The sequence below is a fragment of the Solwaraspora sp. WMMA2065 genome (assembly GCF_030345075.1).
Lineage (GTDB): Bacteria > Actinomycetota > Actinomycetes > Mycobacteriales > Micromonosporaceae > Micromonospora_E.
This window is the reverse complement of the sequence record NZ_CP128361.1, coordinates 2,062,839-2,082,044: the sequence shown is the minus strand read 5'-3', so window position 1 is coordinate 2,082,044 and position 19,206 is coordinate 2,062,839. Positions and strand designations below refer to the sequence as shown.

General features: G+C 71.2%; 21 protein-coding genes. 11 read left to right on the top strand and 10 right to left on the bottom strand.

Annotated features, from left to right (window positions below; translation table 11 throughout):
- Positions 1–8: 8 nt before the first annotated feature.
- Both O7610_RS09405 and O7610_RS09400 read right to left on the bottom strand, forming a co-directional pair.
- Positions 9–278, bottom strand: coding sequence for a hypothetical protein (locus O7610_RS09405; RefSeq protein ID WP_289213074.1), 270 nt, complete (start codon positions 276–278; stop codon positions 9–11).
- A 33-nt stretch (positions 279–311) separates the two neighbouring features.
- Positions 312–1,154: an SDR family NAD(P)-dependent oxidoreductase gene (locus tag O7610_RS09400; RefSeq protein WP_289213073.1), complete on the bottom strand. Its 843-nt coding sequence runs from the start codon at positions 1,152–1,154 to the stop codon at positions 312–314.
- Between the two features lie 55 nt (positions 1,155–1,209).
- Between O7610_RS09400 and O7610_RS09395 the strand changes: the two genes are divergently transcribed.
- Complete coding sequence (locus O7610_RS09395) at positions 1,210–2,460, top strand: MFS transporter (RefSeq protein ID WP_281567325.1); 1,251 nt, start codon at positions 1,210–1,212, stop codon at positions 2,458–2,460.
- A gap of 85 nt (positions 2,461–2,545) precedes the next feature.
- On the opposite strand, the gene O7610_RS09390 is transcribed toward O7610_RS09395, so the two are convergent.
- The 5 genes from O7610_RS09390 to O7610_RS09370 all read right to left on the bottom strand — a co-directional run bounded on the left by O7610_RS09390 (position 2,546) and on the right by O7610_RS09370 (position 6,461).
- A complete protein-coding gene (locus O7610_RS09390; protein ID WP_281555380.1) occupies positions 2,546–2,734 on the bottom strand; it encodes a DUF397 domain-containing protein in 189 nt (62 codons plus the stop codon).
- Entirely contained in the window at positions 2,725–3,510 is a 786-nt protein-coding gene (locus O7610_RS09385; RefSeq protein WP_281567326.1) for a helix-turn-helix domain-containing protein, read from the bottom strand. Before O7610_RS09385 ends, O7610_RS09390 begins: the two co-directional genes overlap by 10 nt.
- Positions 3,511–4,233: 723 nt before the next feature.
- Positions 4,234–5,661 (bottom strand): PH domain-containing protein, encoded by a 1,428-nt coding sequence (locus tag O7610_RS09380; protein WP_281567475.1) that lies wholly within the window; start codon positions 5,659–5,661, stop codon positions 4,234–4,236.
- 35 nt (positions 5,662–5,696) lie between these two features.
- Positions 5,697–6,218, bottom strand: coding sequence for a PH domain-containing protein (locus O7610_RS09375; RefSeq protein WP_281567327.1), 522 nt, complete (start codon positions 6,216–6,218; stop codon positions 5,697–5,699).
- Between the two features lie 18 nt (positions 6,219–6,236).
- Positions 6,237–6,461 carry a hypothetical protein gene (locus O7610_RS09370; RefSeq protein WP_281555376.1) on the bottom strand — a complete coding sequence of 75 codons (225 nt, stop codon included), beginning with the start codon at positions 6,459–6,461 and terminating at the stop codon, positions 6,237–6,239.
- Between the two features lie 309 nt (positions 6,462–6,770).
- Here O7610_RS09370 and O7610_RS09365 point away from each other — a divergent pair, with 309 nt between their 5' ends.
- From O7610_RS09365 to O7610_RS09355, 3 genes are read left to right on the top strand one after another with little or no spacing between them, the layout of a single operon-like run.
- Positions 6,771–7,910 (top strand): AAA family ATPase, encoded by a 1,140-nt coding sequence (locus O7610_RS09365; protein WP_289213072.1) that lies wholly within the window; start codon positions 6,771–6,773, stop codon positions 7,908–7,910.
- Positions 7,889–8,872 (top strand): DUF58 domain-containing protein, encoded by a 984-nt coding sequence (locus tag O7610_RS09360; RefSeq protein ID WP_281567476.1) that lies wholly within the window; start codon positions 7,889–7,891, stop codon positions 8,870–8,872. Before O7610_RS09365 ends, O7610_RS09360 begins: the two co-directional genes overlap by 22 nt.
- A complete protein-coding gene (locus O7610_RS09355; protein WP_281555373.1) occupies positions 8,869–9,819 on the top strand; it encodes a VWA domain-containing protein in 951 nt (316 codons plus the stop codon). The genes O7610_RS09360 and O7610_RS09355 overlap by 4 nt, the downstream gene beginning before the upstream one ends.
- A gap of 416 nt (positions 9,820–10,235) precedes the next feature.
- Here O7610_RS09355 and O7610_RS09350 read toward each other — a convergent pair whose 3' ends face one another.
- Positions 10,236–10,514, bottom strand: coding sequence for a hypothetical protein (locus O7610_RS09350; RefSeq protein ID WP_281555372.1), 279 nt, complete (start codon positions 10,512–10,514; stop codon positions 10,236–10,238).
- A 126-nt stretch (positions 10,515–10,640) separates the two neighbouring features.
- Here O7610_RS09350 and fabG point away from each other — a divergent pair, with 126 nt between their 5' ends.
- The 4 genes from fabG to O7610_RS09330 all read left to right on the top strand — a co-directional run bounded on the left by fabG (position 10,641) and on the right by O7610_RS09330 (position 14,057).
- Positions 10,641–11,348, top strand: a complete 708-nt coding sequence (gene fabG / locus O7610_RS09345; RefSeq protein WP_281555371.1) for a 3-oxoacyl-ACP reductase FabG — start codon at positions 10,641–10,643, stop codon at positions 11,346–11,348.
- 72 nt (positions 11,349–11,420) lie between these two features.
- Positions 11,421–12,188 carry an enoyl-ACP reductase FabI gene (gene fabI, locus O7610_RS09340; protein ID WP_281555370.1) on the top strand — a complete coding sequence of 256 codons (768 nt, stop codon included), beginning with the start codon at positions 11,421–11,423 and terminating at the stop codon, positions 12,186–12,188.
- 52 nt (positions 12,189–12,240) lie between these two features.
- Complete coding sequence (locus O7610_RS09335) at positions 12,241–13,281, top strand: ferrochelatase (RefSeq protein ID WP_281555369.1); 1,041 nt, start codon at positions 12,241–12,243, stop codon at positions 13,279–13,281.
- Positions 13,221–14,057 (top strand): HAD-IIA family hydrolase, encoded by an 837-nt coding sequence (locus O7610_RS09330; protein WP_475049614.1) that lies wholly within the window; start codon positions 13,221–13,223, stop codon positions 14,055–14,057. Before O7610_RS09335 ends, O7610_RS09330 begins: the two co-directional genes overlap by 61 nt.
- Positions 14,058–14,099: 42 nt before the next feature.
- Here O7610_RS09330 and O7610_RS09325 read toward each other — a convergent pair whose 3' ends face one another.
- Entirely contained in the window at positions 14,100–14,891 is a 792-nt protein-coding gene (locus tag O7610_RS09325; protein ID WP_123602363.1) for an Rv1486c family protein, read from the bottom strand.
- A 120-nt stretch (positions 14,892–15,011) separates the two neighbouring features.
- On the opposite strand from O7610_RS09325, the gene O7610_RS09320 reads away from it, so the two are divergent.
- Positions 15,012–15,836 carry a DUF3097 domain-containing protein gene (locus O7610_RS09320; protein ID WP_281555367.1) on the top strand — a complete coding sequence of 275 codons (825 nt, stop codon included), beginning with the start codon at positions 15,012–15,014 and terminating at the stop codon, positions 15,834–15,836.
- 102 nt (positions 15,837–15,938) lie between these two features.
- Here the strand turns inward: O7610_RS09320 and O7610_RS09315 are convergent, their stop codons facing one another.
- Positions 15,939–17,237 carry a serine hydrolase domain-containing protein gene (locus tag O7610_RS09315; protein WP_281567477.1) on the bottom strand — a complete coding sequence of 433 codons (1,299 nt, stop codon included), beginning with the start codon at positions 17,235–17,237 and terminating at the stop codon, positions 15,939–15,941.
- 171 nt (positions 17,238–17,408) lie between these two features.
- Here O7610_RS09315 and O7610_RS09310 point away from each other — a divergent pair, with 171 nt between their 5' ends.
- Complete coding sequence (locus O7610_RS09310) at positions 17,409–17,867, top strand: NfeD family protein (protein WP_281555366.1); 459 nt, start codon at positions 17,409–17,411, stop codon at positions 17,865–17,867.
- Between the two features lie 47 nt (positions 17,868–17,914).
- Entirely contained in the window at positions 17,915–19,054 is a 1,140-nt protein-coding gene (locus tag O7610_RS09305; RefSeq protein WP_281555365.1) for an SPFH domain-containing protein, read from the top strand.
- Positions 19,055–19,206: the final 152 nt, after the last annotated feature.

Here is a 19,206-nt window from a genome sequence, read left to right as displayed (position 1 = left end):
TATCCACCTCATGCCACAGTGGCAATCGGATAGCGCTCTCCTCGACGACCACCACATCTTCCCAGCACGGTCAGGGGGGTTCGCACAAACTTGCACGGGTGGACCACCGCGCCTAGCCGTTCCAACACCAACTGTTCGAGGTCACGGCGTTGGCCACAGATCTTGCTGTAGTCCGAGGTCCAGCGGCTGCCGCCGGCCGGTGCGCCGGTGATCGTCCGGCAGGTGCTGCGGTGCAGCACAAGGTAGCTGGCGGCCGGGTAGCGGTGGGTGTTGAGCACTAAGCCGTCCGGGTGCCGGTCGATTCAGGCGAGTTAGCCGGAGTCGTCGTCAACGAACATTTCTACACCCGCTGGTACATCGAACGCACCACCGCGCCGCTGGTCGCCCTCCGACCGGGCCCGCCCCGCGACCCCGGTGGCTTCGGGGTCGGGTCCGTTGACTGCCCGTCCGCCGTCGACGGCGAGGACGACGCCGTTGACGAATCCGGCGGCGGGAGACAACAGGAAGGCGACAGTGTCGGCGACCTCCTGTGCGGTACCGACCCGGCCGAGCGGATGCAGTGCGGCCATCTCGGTGTCCACTTCGGGGTGCCGGGCACGGTACCGCTCGAACCGGTCGGTGGCGATCGAGCCGAGCGCGACAGCATTGGTACGGATGCCGGCTGGCCCGTGATCCACCGCCATTGCCCGGGTCAGACCCTCGACAGCAGCCTTCGCGGTCGCATAGGGCAGCGCTCCGCGGACTGGGCGCTGCGCCTGGTGGGACGAGACGTTGACGATGGCCCCGCTACGCCCGTGCGTCAGGAAGTGGTTGACCGCGACATGGCAGCCGGTGACCGCTAAAGCCAGGTTGGTGGAGATCAGGTCCAGGATCCGGGCCGCAGACGCGTCATCCATACCCGCGTCACCGAAGACCGCGGCGTTGTTGACCCAGCCGAGCAGCGGACCGGCGGACTCGGCGGCGGCCGCCGCTCGTCGCCCTGTCTCGGCGTCACGGGCGTCGCCGGTGATCAGCATGACCCGTTCGTGCTGCCAGCTGAGTTGACCGGTGACGTCCACGACGACAACCTGCCCCTCGTCGGCCAGGCGTTCGGCGATCGCGCGACCGATGCCCCGGGCACCTCCAGTGACCACATACGACGGCCGCGTCACCATGCTCGGATGCCTCCTGCTTATCCTCGGTCCTCGTGCGCAGCGAGGAGTGGATTCGATGATGGTCCGACTTGGTCTCTTTCACGAGCCAGATTTCCGGCGGTTCTTCGGCGCGACCGTCGCCGGTCAGCTCGCCGACCGGTTCGTCTACCTCGCGCTGCCGCTGGTGGCGATCCTCTGGCTGGACGCGGACGAGTTCGCGGTCGGCGTGCTGACCGCGATGACCACGGCCGGGTCGCTGCTGATCGGGCTGCCGGCGGGTGCGTGGGTCGACCGGTGGCGCAAGCGCCCGGTGATGGTCAACACGGATTTGCTGCGAGCCGCGCTGCTGATGACGCTACCGCTGGCCTGGTGGGCCGATGCGCTGTCGATCTGGCTGCTGTACGCGATTGCTCTCGGCCACGGACTGCTGACCGTACTGTTCGAGGTCGGATACACAAGCTATGTCCCTACGTTGGTCGGTCGTGACCACCTGGTCGAGGCGAACAGCAGGATCGCTGCGGTCCGTTCCGCCGTCAGCATCAGCGGCCCCGGTCTGGCGGGTCCCCTGGTCGGCTGGCTCGGTGCACCGCTCACGCTGATCGTGAGCGCCGCCGGGATGCTGTTGTCCGCGCTCGGCATGCTGCGAATCCGTACCGTCGAGGTGGTGCGGCCGGAAGCAACCGATCGGCAGCTGATCCGGGAGGTTGCCGAAGGACTGCGGTTCGTTCTCGGTCATCGGCTGCTGCGGCCGATGCTGTTCACCGACGGCTTCTTCAGTCTCTTCCTCGTCGTGTACCAGACGATGCTGCTGGTCTTCCTGGCCCGGCAGCTGGATCTGAGTACGTCCGGCATCGGCTCGGTGCTCTCGGCGATGGCCTGCGGTGGGTTCGTCGGCGCGCTGATGGCCGGCCGGCTGATCGCCAGGGTCGGCCCGGGTCCGGCGATCTGGCTGGCGCCGCTGTGTACCGCTCCGGCCGCCGCGCTGCTGCCAGCAACAAGTGTCGGCTGGCCGACCTGGCTTGCTGTGGCCGGGCTGGCACTGCTGTCCTTCGGCGGGGTGGTCCGGCTTGTCGCGCAGGCGGGCCTGCAACAGAGCATCACTCCGGATCGGCTGCTGGGCCGGATGAGCGCCACGGTCCGCTTCGTCCAGTGGGGCAGCATGCCGGTCGCGGCGCTGCTCGGCGGTGCGCTCGGCGGCCTGTTCGGGGCGTCGGCCGTACTGTGGATCGGTACGGCCGGGATGACCGCCGCCTTCCTGCCGGCCCTGCTGTCGCCGCTGCGGGCGACGTACCGGCTGCCGGCGAGCGAGAGCGCCGCAGCTCAATAGGACGACCCAGGCTTGGCTCCAACCGCGAGGGCGGAGTCAAGCCTGGGTGATCCGGCCTACGGCTGACTCGGCGCTGTCCGATGGCTCAAGGCTTCAGGGTGGCAGCCGTCGACACGAAGGACCGCCACGCGGTCGGTCCGAAGGTCAGCATCGCGCCGTCGCGGTCCTTGGTGTCCCGCACGAGGACGCGCCCGGTGATGTTGTCGGCCACCTCGACGCAGGCCCCTGTGTCGGACTTGGTGCTCTTACGCCAACGAGGCTTGGTCAGGTCCATGTCTCTCCCGCCTTCGTGATCAGTTCGAGCGACTGCGCGCAGGGTAGAGCGTACTGCCGGATCGACTCCCAGTCGCTCTCCAGGCTCGCGGTGCGGTCGGGCGACTCCACCACCCGGCCTTCCTGGTGGCCTTCGAGGAAGCCAACTGTGCGACCCTCAACCGAGGCCAGGACGATCGGGCCGTACATCCCGACATACGCCGGGGTGGCCAGTGGCACCACGTGGATCTGTACATTCGGTCGATCGCCCATCTCCGTCAGTGCTTTGAGCTGTTCGCGCATCACTTCCGGCCCGCCGGAGGTGCGGCGGATCGCCATTTCGTCGAGTATCACGACCAGGCGGCACGGGCTGGTGGTTCGGGTGATGATCTCTTGCCGGTCCAGCCGTGCCGCGAGCGTCTGTTCGACGTCCTCGGCCGGGACGTTCATTGCCGGCAGGAGAGCGCGTGCGTACGCCTCGGTTTGCAGCAGTCCGGGGATCAGCGTCGGATGGTAGACCCGCAGCAGGGTCGCCCGACCTTCGTACTCGACGAACGGCCGGTACCACACGGGTGTCCAGTCGCCCCGGACGAACTCCCGATAGAACCTGACCAGCGCGGTGCCGAACACCTTGTCGACGGCCTTCAGGTAGTCCGGCAGTGCGGGCCGCTCGCCGCGCTCGATGGCACCCACGTGCTTCGCCGAGAAGTGGATCCGGTCGGCCCACGCATCCTGGGTCAGCCCGAACGACTCGCGCAGCCGGCGTAGCTCCGATATCAGATAATCGCTCCCAGCCATAGACCTTCACATCCCCCAAATCGCTCGAACTTGTTGATCTTTTGCTGGCCTGGACAGCACGTGCATTCCCTGGGCCTAACGCCTTCTTCCATTGAGCATGGTCAGCGATCCAGGGTGGAACTCAGCAGAAAGATACACGCTGTTCGTAATCGATCCGAGGGGGTAATGATGATCAGAAACGACGGGATCGGTGGGCCCCGGACGACCCGACGCGAGGCGGCGACCCTACCTGGTCACCGGAGCTGGCCCGAGTCGTCCATGATGCGAACTCCACCGCCCGGACCCACATCCCGAACCGCACCACCGGGGAGTGTCACCGGTGCGGCGGCATCCCGGCACCGTGTCGACCGTTCCTGCGGGCACTCGCCATTCTGGACCGGTGGGACGCGAGCTCCGCCCGGCGCATCCGGGCTGTGCTGCACCTGTCCGGGCTGATGCCGGCCGGCGAGCCGGACGACGACGGTGACGGGTGACCCGGCGACCGGCACCTGCGGTGGACGCGGCTCGCCTCGCCCGCCGGGATCGCGGCGGCCGACGCCGCGGACCTGGACTGCCGCTTGTGCGGCGGCATCCTGAAGGCGGCGATGATCTCGTTCGGTCAGTCGTCGCACGGACCAAACCTGCGCCGCGCGGTGCGCGCCGCCGAACGCTGCGACCTGCTGCTCGCCCTCGTCCACCAGTTGATCTAAAAGGATCTGGCCGGTATATCGACCACGACTCCTTTTAGATCGACGGCTGCGGCGAGGGCGGATCGGCTGGCGTGCTGCGGGCGGCGCGGGCCCGGTCGCTGAGCTCCGCCGCCAGCCACCACGCCTCGGCCACGTCCCGGTCCTTGGCGGCGGCGCTCGGCCCGCCGGCGGTGTCGGCGTACACGGTGGCCAGCCCGAGCAGCCGCTGCAGCGGCCCGCGCACCACCCGTACGCTCTGCATCCTCGCGTACGGCACGACCAGCATCTGCCGGGTCAGCAACCCGCTGCGGACACTGAACACGTCGTTGGCAAGCCCGGCACCGAGCTTCGGCTGCACCAGCGGGTTGAGCCAGCGGGCCCGGCGCGGCGGCGGCGTCATCGGCAGCGCGTCGAGCGCGATTCCGGGCAGCACGTCGGCGAGGATGTGGTTCGCGGTGGGCAGTACGCCGACCGGCAGCAACTGGTCGGACTGGGTGCCGCCACCCTGCCCGTCCGGTGCGGCGTAGCCGGCGACGTGCAACCGCAACCGCAGCCACCTCTTCCCCCGCCACAGCAGCGGCCAGGTCGCACCGATCGCCTGGATCCGGTGCAGCGGTACGGTCTGCGACCGGGTCTCGGTCAGCCCGTGCCGGACCCGCAGACCCACCTCGTCGCGGGCCAGCCGGAAGTTCCAGTCGCTGAGCACCCGCCGGATCGGCTGCAGGATCACCCCGGCGGTGGCGGTCAGGGTGCTGGCGACCGCCACGAATGACCAGGTGGCGTCCATCGCGAACTGGGTGATAACGAACGCGACACCGAACGGCAGGAACATGGTCTGCGGGGTGAGCAGTTGGCTGATCAGCAGGTCCCGGTTGACCACGGTGTGTAGTAGCCGGCCGGGTGGCGGCGCGGACGGGTCGGGCAGGCCGGCCGGGGTGCCGTCCGGCAGCGGTGCCGTCCCGTCGGGAGCTGCCGCGTCCGGGGCCGGCTTGGCGCGGCCGGCGAGCGCCAGCAGCCGGGCCCGCAGCGTGGCGGCGTCGGCGACGGTCAGATATGCCAGCGGCGCCTCGGTCTGGCCACCGCCGACCACTTCGAGCCGCAGTTCGGCCAGGCCGGTCAGTTGGGCGAGCAGCGGCCGGACAACCTCGACCGCCTGCAGCCGCTCCAGCGGGATGGCACGGGTCCGCCGCCACAGCAGACCTTCGTGAATCCGCAGCTCACGGCCGACCACGTGGTAGCCGGTGTTGTACCAGCTGATCACCGCCACCGCCAGGTAGCCGAGCAGGCACAGCACGACCAGCAGCGCGAAGCGACCGAAGCCGACCCGGCCGAGCGTCTGCCAGGACAGGCCGGCGATGATCACCACGAGGGCCCTGCTGCCCTTGAGGATCGGGCTCAGCGGATGCAGCCGCTGGCGGGGCTCCTCGACCGGACCGTGCGGCGGGTACGGCTGGCCCGGTAGCGGGTAGGCCTGTCCGGGCAGCGGGTACGGCGGCGGGACCGGATCGTGCGGCTGGCTCACAGACCCTCCGCCCGGATCTCGCCGAGCGCGGTGAGCCGGTCCCGTAGCCGGGACGCCTCGGCGGGCCGCAGCCCGGGCACCCGGGCGTCGCTGGCCGCCGCGGCCGTGTGCAGCTGCACGGTCGCCAAATCGAAGGCCCGTTCCAGCGGGCCGGCGGAGACGTCGACGAACTGCATCCGGGCGTACGGGACAATCGACAGCCGGCGGACCAGCAGCCCGTGCCGCACCAGCAGGTCGTCGTCGCGCTCGGCGTACCCCCAGGCGTAGACGGCCCGCACCGTCGCCACCACCCGCAGCACGGTGAGCAGCACGGCGGCGGCGAAGCCGACGCCAACGAACCAGAAACCGGTGATCGCCCAGCCGACCCCGAGCCCGACGAGCAGGAAACTCATCCCGATGGCGAGCCGGATCAGCTCCACCCAGACCAGGTCGCGGGAGACGGGCTGCCACTGCACCGTCTCCGGCCAGGGCTCCAGAGGGCTGATCGGGGCTGCCGGTGCGGCGGACTGTTCGGTCACCCTTACGAGCGTAGGCGATCAGCCAAGCGGCGCCACGTCGCGGAGGAATCCACGTACGTGCAGGAAGTCGCCGAGCCGGTGCCGGTGGTCGGCGCAGGCCAGCCAGGTCTTGCGGCGTTCGGGCTGGTGCAGCCGGGGGTTGTTCCAGTTGAGCGCCCAGATCGCCGGGGCACGGCAGCCCTTGGCAGAACAGACCAACTGCTCGCCCGGTGCGGTGTCGGCGGAATCGGGGGGTGCGGCCACGGTACGAGTCTAGGCCGGCGCCAGGCGAGTCCAGGTCGGCACCGGGCGAGGTCGGCAGCATGCCGGGGACGGCACCGGGACAGGGCGGCACGCACCTGAAGGAGTGAGCGCCGGGCGGCCACGGGGGAAGCCGCCCGGCGACGGCTGAATCGTACACACGCCGATCCCCCTCGTGTCTACCCACCTGGCGGTGCTTTCTCGGCCCCTGCCCGCCGGTTCGGACCGGCGTGCGACGCTTAGTGCGGCACGACCTTTTCGACCCGACGACGCCAGAACCCTGACGACACCAGAGCACGCTGTGGAGGACCGGTGGCCCAGCCGACCACGCCCGAATCTTCGACACCGACCGCTGCGCCACCGTCGCCCCCCGAGGCGACACCGGCCGCCGACGCGACCCTGCTGGAGCGGGCGATGTTCGAGGTCAAACGGGTCATCGTCGGTCAGGACCGGATGGTCGAGCGGATGTTCGTCGCGCTGCTCGCCCGGGGGCACTGCCTGCTGGAAGGCGTCCCCGGGGTGGCGAAGACGCTCGCCGTGGAGACTCTGGCCACCGTCGTCGGTGGCTCGTTCGCCCGGATCCAGTTCACCCCCGACCTGGTCCCCGCCGACCTGGTCGGCACCCGGATCTACCGGCAGTCCAGCGAGAAGTTCGACATCGAGCTCGGTCCGGTGTTCGTCAACTTCCTGCTCGCCGACGAGATCAACCGCGCGCCGGCCAAGGTGCAGTCGGCGCTGCTCGAGGTGATGAGCGAGCGGCAGGTGTCGCTGGGCGGGCAGACGCATCCCGTACCGGATCCGTTCCTGGTGATGGCCACCCAGAACCCGATCGAGCAGGAGGGCGTCTACCCGCTGCCGGAGGCGCAGCGCGACCGGTTCCTGATGAAGATCGTGGTGGGCTATCCGACCGACGCGGAGGAGCGGGAGATCGTCTACCGGATGGGGGTGGAGGCGCCGCAGCCGAGCGTCGTTTTCAAGCCCACCGACCTGGTCGACCTGCAGCGCAAGGCGGACAAGGTGTTCGTGCACAACGCGCTGGTCGACTACACCGTACGCCTGGTGCTGGCCACCCGGGCGCCGGCCGAGCACGGCATGCCGGACGTCGCGCAGCTGATCCAGTACGGTGCCAGCCCGCGTGCCTCGCTGGGCATCGTGCGGGCCACCCGGGCATTGGCGCTGCTGCGCGGGCGCGACTACGCGTTGCCGCAGGACGTGCAGGACATCGCCCCGGACATCCTGCGTCACCGGCTGGTGCTCAGCTACGACGCGCTGGCCGACGACGTGCCCGCCGACCACGTCGTCGGGCGGATCATGCAGATGGTGCCGCTGCCGTCGGTAGCCCCCCGGCAGAACGCGACGCCGCAGCCGGTGGGACCGATGGGACATGCCGCGCCGGCCGCCGCGGTGCCCGGCCCGCCCGGTGGCGCCGGCTGGCCCGGACAGTCGCAGTGACCGCTGCGGTGCCGAGCTCGGGCCGGGCGGAGGCGGTGCTGTCCCGGCTCTACCTGACCGTCACCCGCAAGCTCGACGGCCTGCTGCAGGGCGACTACGTGGGGCTGCTGCCCGGTCCGGGCAGTGAGGCCGGTGAGTCGACCGAGTACCGGCCCGGTGACGACGTGCGCCGGATGGACTGGCCGGTGACGGCCCGGACCACCGTGCCGCACGTACGGCGTACCGTCGCCGACCGGGAGTTGGAAGCCTGGGTGGCGGTGGACCTGTCGGCCAGCCTGGACTTCGGCACCGCCCGCTGCCTCAAACGGGACCTGGCCGTCTCGGCGGCGGCGGCGATGGTGCACCTGAGCGCGCGGGGCGGCAACCGGGTGGGCGCGGTGATCGGCACCGGTGATCCGGCGCTCGGCGGCGTCCTTTCCCGGCTGCCGGCGCGGACCGGCCGCAAGGAGGCGCACGGGCTGCTGCGGGCGATCGCCGGCACCCAGTCCCGACCCGGCCGCAGCGACCTCGGTGCCCTGGTCGACATGCTGAACCGGCCGCCGCGTCGCCGCGGCGTCGCCGTGGTGATCTCCGACTTCCTGGCCCCGCCGCAGCAGTGGGGCCGGCCGGTCCGAAAACTCGCGGTCCGCCACGACGTCCTCGCCGTCGAGGTGGTCGATCCGCGTGAGCTGGAGCTGCCCGACGCCGGCGTGCTGACCCTGGCCGACCCGGAGACCGGCACGCTGCACGAGGTGCAGACCGCCGATCCGCGGCTGCGCCGGCGGTACGCCGAGGCGGCCGGGGCGCAGCGGGCGGCGATCGCGCAGACTCTGCGCGGTGCCGGCGCGGCCCACCTGCGGCTGCGGACCGACTCGGACTGGCTGCTGGACATCGTCCGGTTCGTCGCCGGGCAGCGGCACGCCCGTACCCGTGGCATCGCCCGCCCGGCCCCCACCCCGCGCCCGGAAAGCGAAGCTCGATGATCCGTTTCCTGCAGCCCTGGTGGCTGCTCGCCCTGCTGCCGGTTCTGGCGATCGCCGGGATGTACGTGTGGCGTCAGTTCCGCCGCAAGGCGTACGCGGTCCGGTTCACCAACGTGGACCTGCTGCGCACGCTGGCCCCGCGTGGCCTCGGCTGGCGTCGTCACCTGGCCGCCGGGGCGTTCCTGCTGAGTCTGCTGGTGCTGGCGTCGGCGCTGGCCCGGCCGTCGATCGACGCTGAGGAGTCGCTGGAGCGGGCCACCGTCATTCTCGCCATCGACGTGTCGCTGTCGATGGAGGCCGACGACGTGACTCCGAGTCGGATCGAGGCGGCCCAGCAGGCGGCGAAGGAGTTCGTCGCGGAGCTGCCGGAGGGCTACAACATCGGGCTGGTCGCGTTCGCCAAGTCGGCGAACGTGCTGGTCTCGCCGACCAAGGACCGGGCTGCGGTGTCCCAGGCGATCGACGGTCTGGTGCTGGCCGAGGCCACCGCCACCGGCGAGGCCGTGTTCACTTCGTTGGAGGCGATCCGGCTGGTGCCGACCGACGGTGCGCAGGGCCCGCCGCCGGCCCGGATCGTGCTGCTGTCGGACGGCTACCGCACCTCGGGCCGGTCGGTCGAGGAGGCCGCTGCGTCGGCGTCGGCGGCCAACGTACCGGTGTCGACGATCGCGTTCGGCACCGACGACGGCCAGGTGCAGATCGGTAACCAGGTGCAGCGGGTGCCGGTGGACCGGTTCGCGCTGGCCGAGCTGGCTGAGGCGACCAACGGCTTCTTCTACGAGGCGGCGTCGGTCGGCGAGCTCAACCAGGTGTACGAGGACATGGGCTCGTCGATCGGGCAGCGGACCGTGCCCCGGGAGATAACCCAGTGGTACGCGGCCCTGGCGTTGCTGCTGGCGTTGGGCGCGGCGGTACTCAGTCTGCTGTGGACCTCGCGGCTGCCGTGAGACGGCCCGACCGGACCAGCAGGTGACAGGGCCCGGCCCGGCAGGCGACGGACACCCGCCGCCGGCCGGGGCCCGTCACCGTGCGCCGCTGGCCAGCACGAAGATGACGGCGATCCAGACGGCGGCCAGGGTGAACCCCAGCGGTGCGACGTAACGGTTCATCGAGGGTGGACTCCGGCGACGGGCCGGCCACCTGTGGATCAGGGTGACCGGCGGGCGGGCTGACGGGCGACACGGGCAGATCGCACGGGCGCACCAGGAGCCACGCCGACCTCAGCGCGCTCGACCGGTGGCCCGGCGACGACTAGGAGGATCGCTATCTCGCACAGCGATCACCTCCACAGGTCGTCCGGCCGTTGAACCGGGCAAGAGCGTACACCTGGGCCGGCAGGTCGGCACAATCCGCAGCAACGTGATCAGTGTGACGGCGAGAACCGGCAGATAGACGGCCCGGTCGACCAGCCACCCGGGATGCTCCGGCGCGGTGTGCACCCCGGCGACGGCGGTCCCACCGGCCAGCCCAGCGCGGCGACCGTCAGCCCGATGAGTACCGGCTGGTGCCACAGGTAGACGCCGAGCGCGTGCCGGTTCACCGCCGCGACCACCGACCACCACCGGGCGGTGGTGGCGATCCGGCCTCGCAACCACCGGATCGCCAGCCCGGCCGCACCGACCTGCGCGGCCACTAACTTCACCACTTTGCGGCTACGACCGGACCGACCTGGTGTCAAGACACCACAGGGGTAGTACCCCCGGGTTACTGCTTACCCGGCGGTAGCACCTAGTCTCCAAGGCCGGATCATCGACGACGAGGGGGGAACGTGGCCCGCACCGTACTGGTCACCGGCGGTAACCGGGGCATCGGCCTGGCGATCGCGCAGACGTTCGCGAAGCAGGGCGACCGGGTCGCGGTCACCTACCGGTCCGGCTTCGCCGAGCAGGCCGGCCTGTTCGGCGTACGCTGCGACGTCACCGACGCCGACTCGGTCGACCAGGCCTTCGGCGCGGTCGAAGCCGAGCTCGGGCCGGTCGAGGTGCTGGTCGCCAACGCCGGCGTCACCGACGACACGCTGCTGCTGCGAATGTCCGAGGAGCAGTTCACCTCGGTGCTGGACACCAACCTGACCGGCGCGTACCGCTGCGCCAAGCGCGCTTCGACGAAGATGCTGCGGGCCCGCTGGGGCCGGCTGATCTTCATCTCGTCGGTGGTCGGCCTGCTCGGCTCGCCCGGTCAGGTCAACTACGCGGCGAGCAAGGCCGGCCTGGTCGGCATGGCCCGGTCGATCACCCGCGAACTCGGCGGACGCAACATCACCGCCAACGTCGTCGCCCCCGGCTACGTGGAGACCGACATGACGGCGGCGCTGCCCGAGGAGCGCAAGGCCGAGTACCGCAAGGCCATCCCGGCCGGTCGGTTCGCCACCGCCGACGAGGTGGCCGCCGCGGTGACGTGGCTCGCCGGCGACTCCGCCGGTTACATCTGCGGGGCGGTCATTCCCGTCGACGGCGGCCTCGGCATGGGGCACTGACCGTCGACGCCGCACCGACCTGTGACACCGCACCGACCCGACCTGGCTACGAAACACCGAACGGAGAAACCTGTGTCCGCACTGCTGGCCGGTAAGCGGCTGCTCGTCACCGGCGTCATCACCGACCAGTCGATCGCCTTCTCGGTGGCGAAGCTCGCCCAGGAGAACGGTGCCACCGTCGTGCTCACCGGGTTCGGCCGGATGTCGCTGGTGGAGCGGATCGCCAAGCGGCTGCCGGCCGAAGCGCCGGTGATCGAGCTCGACGTGACCAACCCGGAGCACCTGGCCGGGCTGGCCGACAAGGTTGCCGGGCACGTCGACGGCCTCGACGGGGTGGTGCACTCGATCGGGTTCGCCCCGCAGAGCTGCCTCGGTGGCGGCTTCCTCGACGCGCCCTGGGACGACGTCGCCACCGCGCTGCACATCTCCACCTTCTCGTACAAGTCGCTGGCGATGGCGGCGCTGCCGCTGATGCGTCCCGGCGGCGCGGTCGTCGGGCTGACCTTCGACGCCACCCTGGCCTGGCCGGTCTACGACTGGATGGGGGTCGCCAAGGCCGGCCTGGAGTCCGCGTCCCGCTACCTGGCGCTGCACCTGGGACCGAAGGGCATCCGCAGCAACCTGGTCTCCGCCGGCCCGCTGCGCACCATGGCGGCCAAGTCGATCCCCGGCTTCGAGGCCTTCGAGCAGGCCTGGACCGAGCGGGCGCCGCTGGGCTGGCAGTTGACCGATCAGGAGCCGGCGGCGCGGGCCTGCCTGGCGCTGCTGTCAGACTGGTTCCCGGCGACCACCGGTGAGATCGTGCACGTCGACGGCGGCTTCCACGCCATCGGCGCCTGATCTTCGGGATGCGCCGCCGCCCGGCCCGGCCCGACCAGGAACAATAGGGCCCATGGCGTACGACGCACTGGTTCTGCTGTCGTTCGGCGGCCCGGAAGGTCCGCAGGACGTGCTGCCCTTCCTGCGCAACGTGACCCGGGGCCGCAACGTGCCGCCGGAACGGCTGGCCGAGGTCGCCGAGCATTACCAGCACTTCGGCGGCGTGTCGCCGATCAACCAGCAGTGCCGGGAGCTGCTCGCCGCGATCCGCGTCGACTTCGCCGCCCACGGGCTCGACCTGCCGGTCTACTGGGGCAACCGCAACTGGCATCCGATGCTGACCGACACGGTGGCCCGGATGCGCGACGACGGGGTCCGCCGCGCCCTCGCCTTCGCCACCAGCGCCTACGGCGGCTACTCGTCGTGCCGGCAGTACCAGGAGGACATCGCGGCGGCGCGGTCGGCGGTCGGCCCGGACGCCCCGGTGATCGACAAGCTGCGGCAGTTCCACGATCACCCCGGGTTCGTCGGTCCACACGTCGAAGCGGTCCGGGCCGCGCTGGACACGATCGACCCGGCGCTGCGTCGGCGTACCCGGCTGGTGTTCACCGCCCATTCGGTCCCGACCAGCGCGGCGGCCGCTGCCGGCCCGGAGGGCGGGCGTTACCAGGCCCAGCTGGCCGAGACCGCCCGGCTGGTCGCCGCCGACGCCGCCCCGGACCTGCCGTACGACCTGGTCTGGCAGAGCCGGTCCGGGCCGCCGCAGGTGCCCTGGCTGGAGCCGGACGTCAACGACCACCTGCGGGAACTCGCCGGTCAGGGGGTCGACGCAGTGGTGGTCAGTCCGATCGGTTTCGTCTCCGACCACTTGGAGGTGGTCTGGGACCTGGACACCGAGGCCGCGGCGACCGCCAAGGAGCTCGGTCTGGCGTACGCCCGGGCGGCCAGCCCCGGCACCCACCCGGCCTTCGTGTCGATGGTCCGGGACCTGGTGTCGGAACGGCTGCGCCCGGACGGCGCCCTCACCCGGGTACGGCTCGGTACGCTGCCGGTCTGGGACACCTGCCCGGTGAACTGCTGCATTGCCTCTTCCACCCCCCGGAGATCCTCGTGACCGACCGTAAGCCCGTCGAGAGTTGGCTGACCGACATGGACGGTGTGCTGGTGCACGAGGGCCAACCGGTCCCCGGTGCGCCGGAGTTCATCAACCGGTTGCGCGCTTCCGGTAAACCGTTCCTGGTGCTGACCAACAACTCCATCTACACCCCCCGCGATCTGCAGGCCCGGCTCACCCGGATGGGTTTCGACGTGCCGGAGCAGGCGATCTGGACAGCGGCGCTGGCTACCGCGCAGTTTCTCGCCGACCAGCGGCCGGGTGGCACCGCGTACGTCATCGGTGAGGCCGGGCTGACCACGGCGATGCACGCGGTCGGCTACATCCTGTCCGACTACGCCCCGGACTACGTGGTGCTGGGGGAGACCCGCACCTACAGCTTCGAAGCGATCACCAAAGCGGTCCGGCTGATCAACGGCGGTGCCCGGTTCATCTGCACCAACCCGGACCCGACCGGGCCGTCGACCGAGGGCGCGTTGCCGGCGGCCGGCTCGGTCGCGGCGATGATCTCGAAGGCGACCGGGGTGGAGCCGTACTTCGTCGGCAAGCCGAACCCGATGATGATGCGGTCGGCGTTGAACACGATCGACGCGCACTCGGAGAGCACCGCGATGATCGGTGACCGGATGGACACCGACGTGCTGTGCGGGCTGGAGGCGGGGCTGCAGACGATCCTGGTGCTCACCGGGATCAGCAGCCGTACCGACATCGACCGCTACCCGTACCGGCCGTCGCGGATCGTCGCGTCGGTGGCCGACCTGATCGACGAGATCTGATCGAGACGAGATCTGGTCGGGGCGTCCGGCCGCGCTCGGCAGTCAGGGCCGCAGCGGGGCGTTGCAGGCGGCGACCAGCGCCCGGCGGCAGGCAGTGGTCAGCGGCCGCAGCGCGGCGTCGCGCTGCTGGGCCTCGTAGCCGTTGACGGCGCCGCCGGGGGCGACGTGCTCGGCGAGCGCCAGCACCTGGTCCAGCACGCTGGCCCGGGCGAACAGCCGGCGAGCCCGCGGATCGAAGCCGGGTGGCAGGTCCATCCCGCCGTCCGGGCGGCGCAGCGCGGCCAGCGCCCCGGCCAGCTCCGGCCGCCAGTGCGCGACGTCCAGCCGGGTCAGCGCCGTGGTCGTCTCGGCCAGTGCGGTGGACAGCTCGGCCTCGGCTTCGGCGGCGCTCGGCCCGGCGTGCCCGGCGGCGGGTAGCTCCTGCGGCAGCGGGTAGATCCGCCACAGCACCGTCTCGAAGGTGACCCCGGAACCGGACGTGTGTGAGCGCACCTCGGGGATGACGCCCAGCCCACGGGCCACCACCGCCTCGCCGGCCAGCAGCGCGGCGCCGGTGAACTCACCTGGACCGGGCAGACCGCGTGGGTCGCCGGGGGCCGGCAACGCCAGCCGGATCTCGTCCGGTGGCAGCTTCGCGAAGCAGGACAGCGCGTCGCGCAACGGCAGGTCGGTCCAGGCACCGGGTGCGTCGGCGACCAGATGCTCCTCGTCGCCGGCGATCTCGTCGGCGATCTCGTCGTACGGCACCAGGCCGGCGCGCCATGCGCGCACCCAGGCCACGAAGCGGCTGGAGCGGCGCGTCGCGAGGGTCGCCGCGCCTGCTGCGGGGGACATGCACGCTAGGGTACGTGCCGCGCTGTCGGTTGTCTCGACACCGGGCGGCAGGTCCCCGTCGGGGTGTCCGGTCGGCGCGTCGGCGGGCCACCGTCGCCCGGTGCGGTTAGCCTGCCGGACGTGGGTGGTGACCAGCGGTACGGCGACGACGTGTTGGCGGGCAACTGGCGCCGCCGTCGGGTGGTGCCGGAGGTCGACGCCGAGCCGGACCTCGTGGTGGAGGACGCCGACTCCGGTTTCTGCGGCGCGGTCGTCGGTTTCGAATCCGGCGCGGTGACACTGGAGGACCGGCACGGTCGCCGACGGCACTTTCCGCTGGCACCGGCCGGTTTCCTGCTGGACGGCCAGCCGGTGACGCTGCGCCGGCCGCCCCGGGCACCCGCCGCGCCCCGGCAGCGGCAGCGCACCGCTTCCGGTTCGGTCGCGGTCGGCCACCGACCGGCCCGGGTGGCCCAGGCCAGTCGGATCTGGGTGGAGGGTGTGCACGACGCCGCGCTCGTCGAGCGGATCTGGGGTGACGACCTGCGGGTCGAGGGCGTCGTCGTCGAACCGCTGGACGGCATCGACGGGCTGGCCGCTGCGGTGGCCGGTTTCGCGCCCGGACCGCAGCGCCGGCTTGGCGTGCTGGTCGACCATTTGGTCCCCGGGTCCAAGGAGAGCCGGGTCGTCGCCGCGGTCACCTCGCCGTACGTCCTGGTGACCGGGCATCCGTACGTGGACGTGTGGCAGGCGGTCAGACCGGACCGGATCGGATTGCGGCAGTGGCCCCGGATCCCACCCGGACAGCCGTGGAAGGAAGGCGTCTGTGCGGCTGTCGGCGTGGCCGATCCGGCGCAGCTGTGGCGTCGAATCCTGTCCAGTGTGGACAGCTACCAGGACGTGGAGACGCCGCTGATCAACGCGATGGAGCGGCTGATCGACTTCGTCACCGTACCGCCGCAGTGAGCCGGCGGCCGGTCAGCCGAGGTCGTCCGGTCAGCCGGGGTCGTCCGGTCAGCCGGGGTCGTCCGGTCAGCCGGGGTCGTCCGGTCAGCCGAGGTCGTCCGGTCAGCCGAGGTCGTCCGGGTCGCGGGTAAGGACGAAGGTGGCCAGGTCCAGCGCTGTCGGGGTGCCGGTCGGTCCACGCCGTACGGTGAGGATCTCGCCCTGCTGGGCGCCGCTGCGGCCCTGCCAGCGGTCCGCGCCCAGCGCGGCGAACCGCGACGTCACCGGCTGGACCGGCCCGAGCAGGGTGAGGACCAGCTCGGCGGCGTCGGCGTCCCAGGAAACCTGCATCTCCCGTCCCATCCACCACCACCGGCCGCAGACAGCGTCGATCTCCGGCGGCGGCAGGGTGCCCGGTCGCCAGGGACGCGGCGCGACCGGTTCCCGGTCCAGCACCCCGGCCAGTACCCGTAGCCCCAGTTCGCGGATGGTACCCCGGGCGAAGCCGTACGAGTTGGCGAAGGCCACCACGGCGGTGCCGGTGCCACGGTGCACGGCGAGCAGCGCGACGTAGCCGGGCATCGAGCCGCCGTGGCCGGCGAAGACCCGCTCCCCGACCCGGTAGAGCTCGGGGCCGAGCCCGTGGCCGCCGGTCCACCGCTGCGGGTCGTTGATCGCCACCGGCAGGCACATCTCCGCCATCGTGTCGGGGTCCAGCACCGCCGGGTCCGGGTCGGCGAGGAACGCCGCCCACCGGCTGAGGTCGGCGACGGTGGACCAGAGCTGGCCGGCGGGGGCCATCGCCCGGGTGTCGGTACGCGGCTCCTCGCGCAGCGTGCCGTGCCACGGGTGCACCACGTAGCCGGCGGCGTACGGGGCGGTGGGGTGGTAGGTGGTGCGGGTCATGCCGAGTGGTCCGAGGATGTCGGTGGCGACCAGGTCGCTCCACGGCGTGCCGGTGATCCGGTGCAGGGCGGCGCCGAGCAGCCCGTACGCCAGGTTCGAGTAGTGGTACGTGCGGTGCGGCGGGAAGGCCATCTTGTCCGGTCCGAGCCCGGCCAGCAGAGTGGCGACGTCGGTGCCGGTGCTGCGTTCCCACCAGGTGTCGCTGTCCGGTTCGCGTTGCAGGCCGGCGGCGTGGCCGAGGAGTTGGCGCAGGGTGATCCGTTCGAACGGGGCGTCGGGCAGGTGGTCGCGGAGCCGGTCGTCGAGGTCGAGCCGGCCGGCGTCGCGTAGCCGCAGCACCAGGGTGGCGGTGAAGGTCTTGGTGATCGAGCCGATCCGGTACTGCAGGTCGGGGTGGGGTGACGGGTGGTCACCGGCGGACGCGATGTGCACCAGCCGCCGGTCCCGGAGCACGCCGAGGACGACGGAGGGTGCCCGGCCGTTCGACTGGGTCTCGGCGACCGCAGTGTCGATCATGCTGATGGTGTCGGGGGACAGGGGTGCGGACACGCCTACATGCTCCTTGCTCGTGACTCAGGTGGGTTGGATCGTGACTTAGGGTGGCCGTATTGGTCCGACTCACTAATGGCTGCCCGATTTGTCGGTCCGAGGGTCGCCGGTGGTGCGCATACATGTCACGATCGGTGTGTGGAACCCGTCCTGTGGATCGTATTGGGCGTCGTACTGGCGGTCGCGGAATTATTCACCGCGACGCTGTTCCTCGTCATGTTCGCCGCCGGCGCGTTCGCCGCGGCGTTCGCCGCCGCTCTCGGTGCCCCGGTGGCCGCCCAGGCGCTGGTCTTCGCCGCAGTGTCGGCGCTGACCGTGGTCGCCGTCCGGCCGGCCATCCAGCGGCACCGGCAGTCCGCGCTCAGCGGTGGCGAGGAGCCGTTCGGCGTGCAGGCGATCGAGGGCGCCTCGGCGCTGGTGCTGGAGCGGGTGGATGCCGACGGCGGCCAGGTCAAGATCGACGGCGAGCTGTGGAGCGCCCGCTCGTATGACGGCATCCAGGTCTTCGCCCCTGGCGAACGGGTACAGGTGATCCAGGTCAAGGGCGTCACCGCGCTGGTCTGGCGGGACGACGTCACCGGCGGCGGACCGGCATGAACACCCCGAGCCGGCATGAATTTCCCGAGCCGAGAAGGTGAACGACGATGGACTTAGTGATCGCGGTGCTGGTCGGGGCGGTCGCTCTGATCACAGTGATAACCCTGATCCGGGCGGTGCGGATCGTCCCGCAGCAGCGGATGGACCTGGTCGAACGGCTCGGCCGGTACCAGCGCACCCTGACGCCCGGTCTCAACCTGCTCGTCCCGTTCGTCGACACCGTACGGGCCAAGGTCGACATGCGGGAACAGGTGGTCAGCTTCCCGCCCCAACCGGTGATCACCTCGGACAACCTGGTGGTGTCGATCGACACCGTCTTGTACTTCAAGGTCGTCGATCCCCGGGCCGCCACCTACGAGATCGCCAACTTTCTGCAGGCGATCGAGCAGCTCACCGTCACCACGTTGCGTAACGTCATCGGCTCGCTCGACCTGGAGCGCGCGCTGACCAGCCGTGAGGAGATCAACCAGCACCTGTCCGGCGTGCTGGACGAAACCACCGGCCGGTGGGGCATCAAGGTGACCCGGGTGGAGATCAAGGCGATCGAGCCGCCGCCGAGCATCCGCGACTCGATGGAGAAGCAGATGCGCGCCGAGCGGGACCGCCGCGCCGCGATCCTCACCGCCGAGGGGCACAAGCAGTCGCAGATTCTCGGTGCCGAGGGCGAGAAGCAGGCCGCCGTGCTGCGCGCCGACGGTGACCGGCAGGCCCGGATCCTGCAGGCCGAAGGCCAGGCGAAGGCGATCCGGACCGTCTTCGACGCCATCCACCAGGCCAACCCGAGCCAGAAGGTGCTCGCCTACCAGTACCTGCAGGCGCTGCCGCAGATCGCCAACGGCCAGTCCAACAAGATGTGGATCGTCCCGGCCGAGCTGACCAAGGCCCTCGAAGGTCTGGGCGGGGCGCTCGGTGGGCTCAGCCAGATGGTCGGTGACGCGCCGTCGCAGCAGGTCGACTCCAGCGCCGTGGAGCGGGAGGCGGCCGAGGCCGCCGAGGCCGCCGCCGCCGAGGCGCAGCGGGTCAACGACGAGGTGCGGGCCGCCGAGCAGGTCACCAGCGGCGGTACGGCGGCCGGCGGCGCCAAGGCCCGGCCGGCCGGGCTGCCGGCGCCCGAGCCGGTGCCCGCGTCCGAGCTGCTCGGCGAGCTGAACTCCGAGCAGCAGCGCCCGCAGGCCGAACGCGGCTGACCTGTAGCCGGGGCAGGACCCGATCCGGCCCGGCCGGCGCTGGCCGGGCCGGCTGACCCGACCGGCTGAAATCCGAGGAACCCGCGCGTACCGCTGTCGGCGGCTGTCACGATCGGTCGGTCAGTGAGCACAGCCGACGGGGCCCGGTGCGG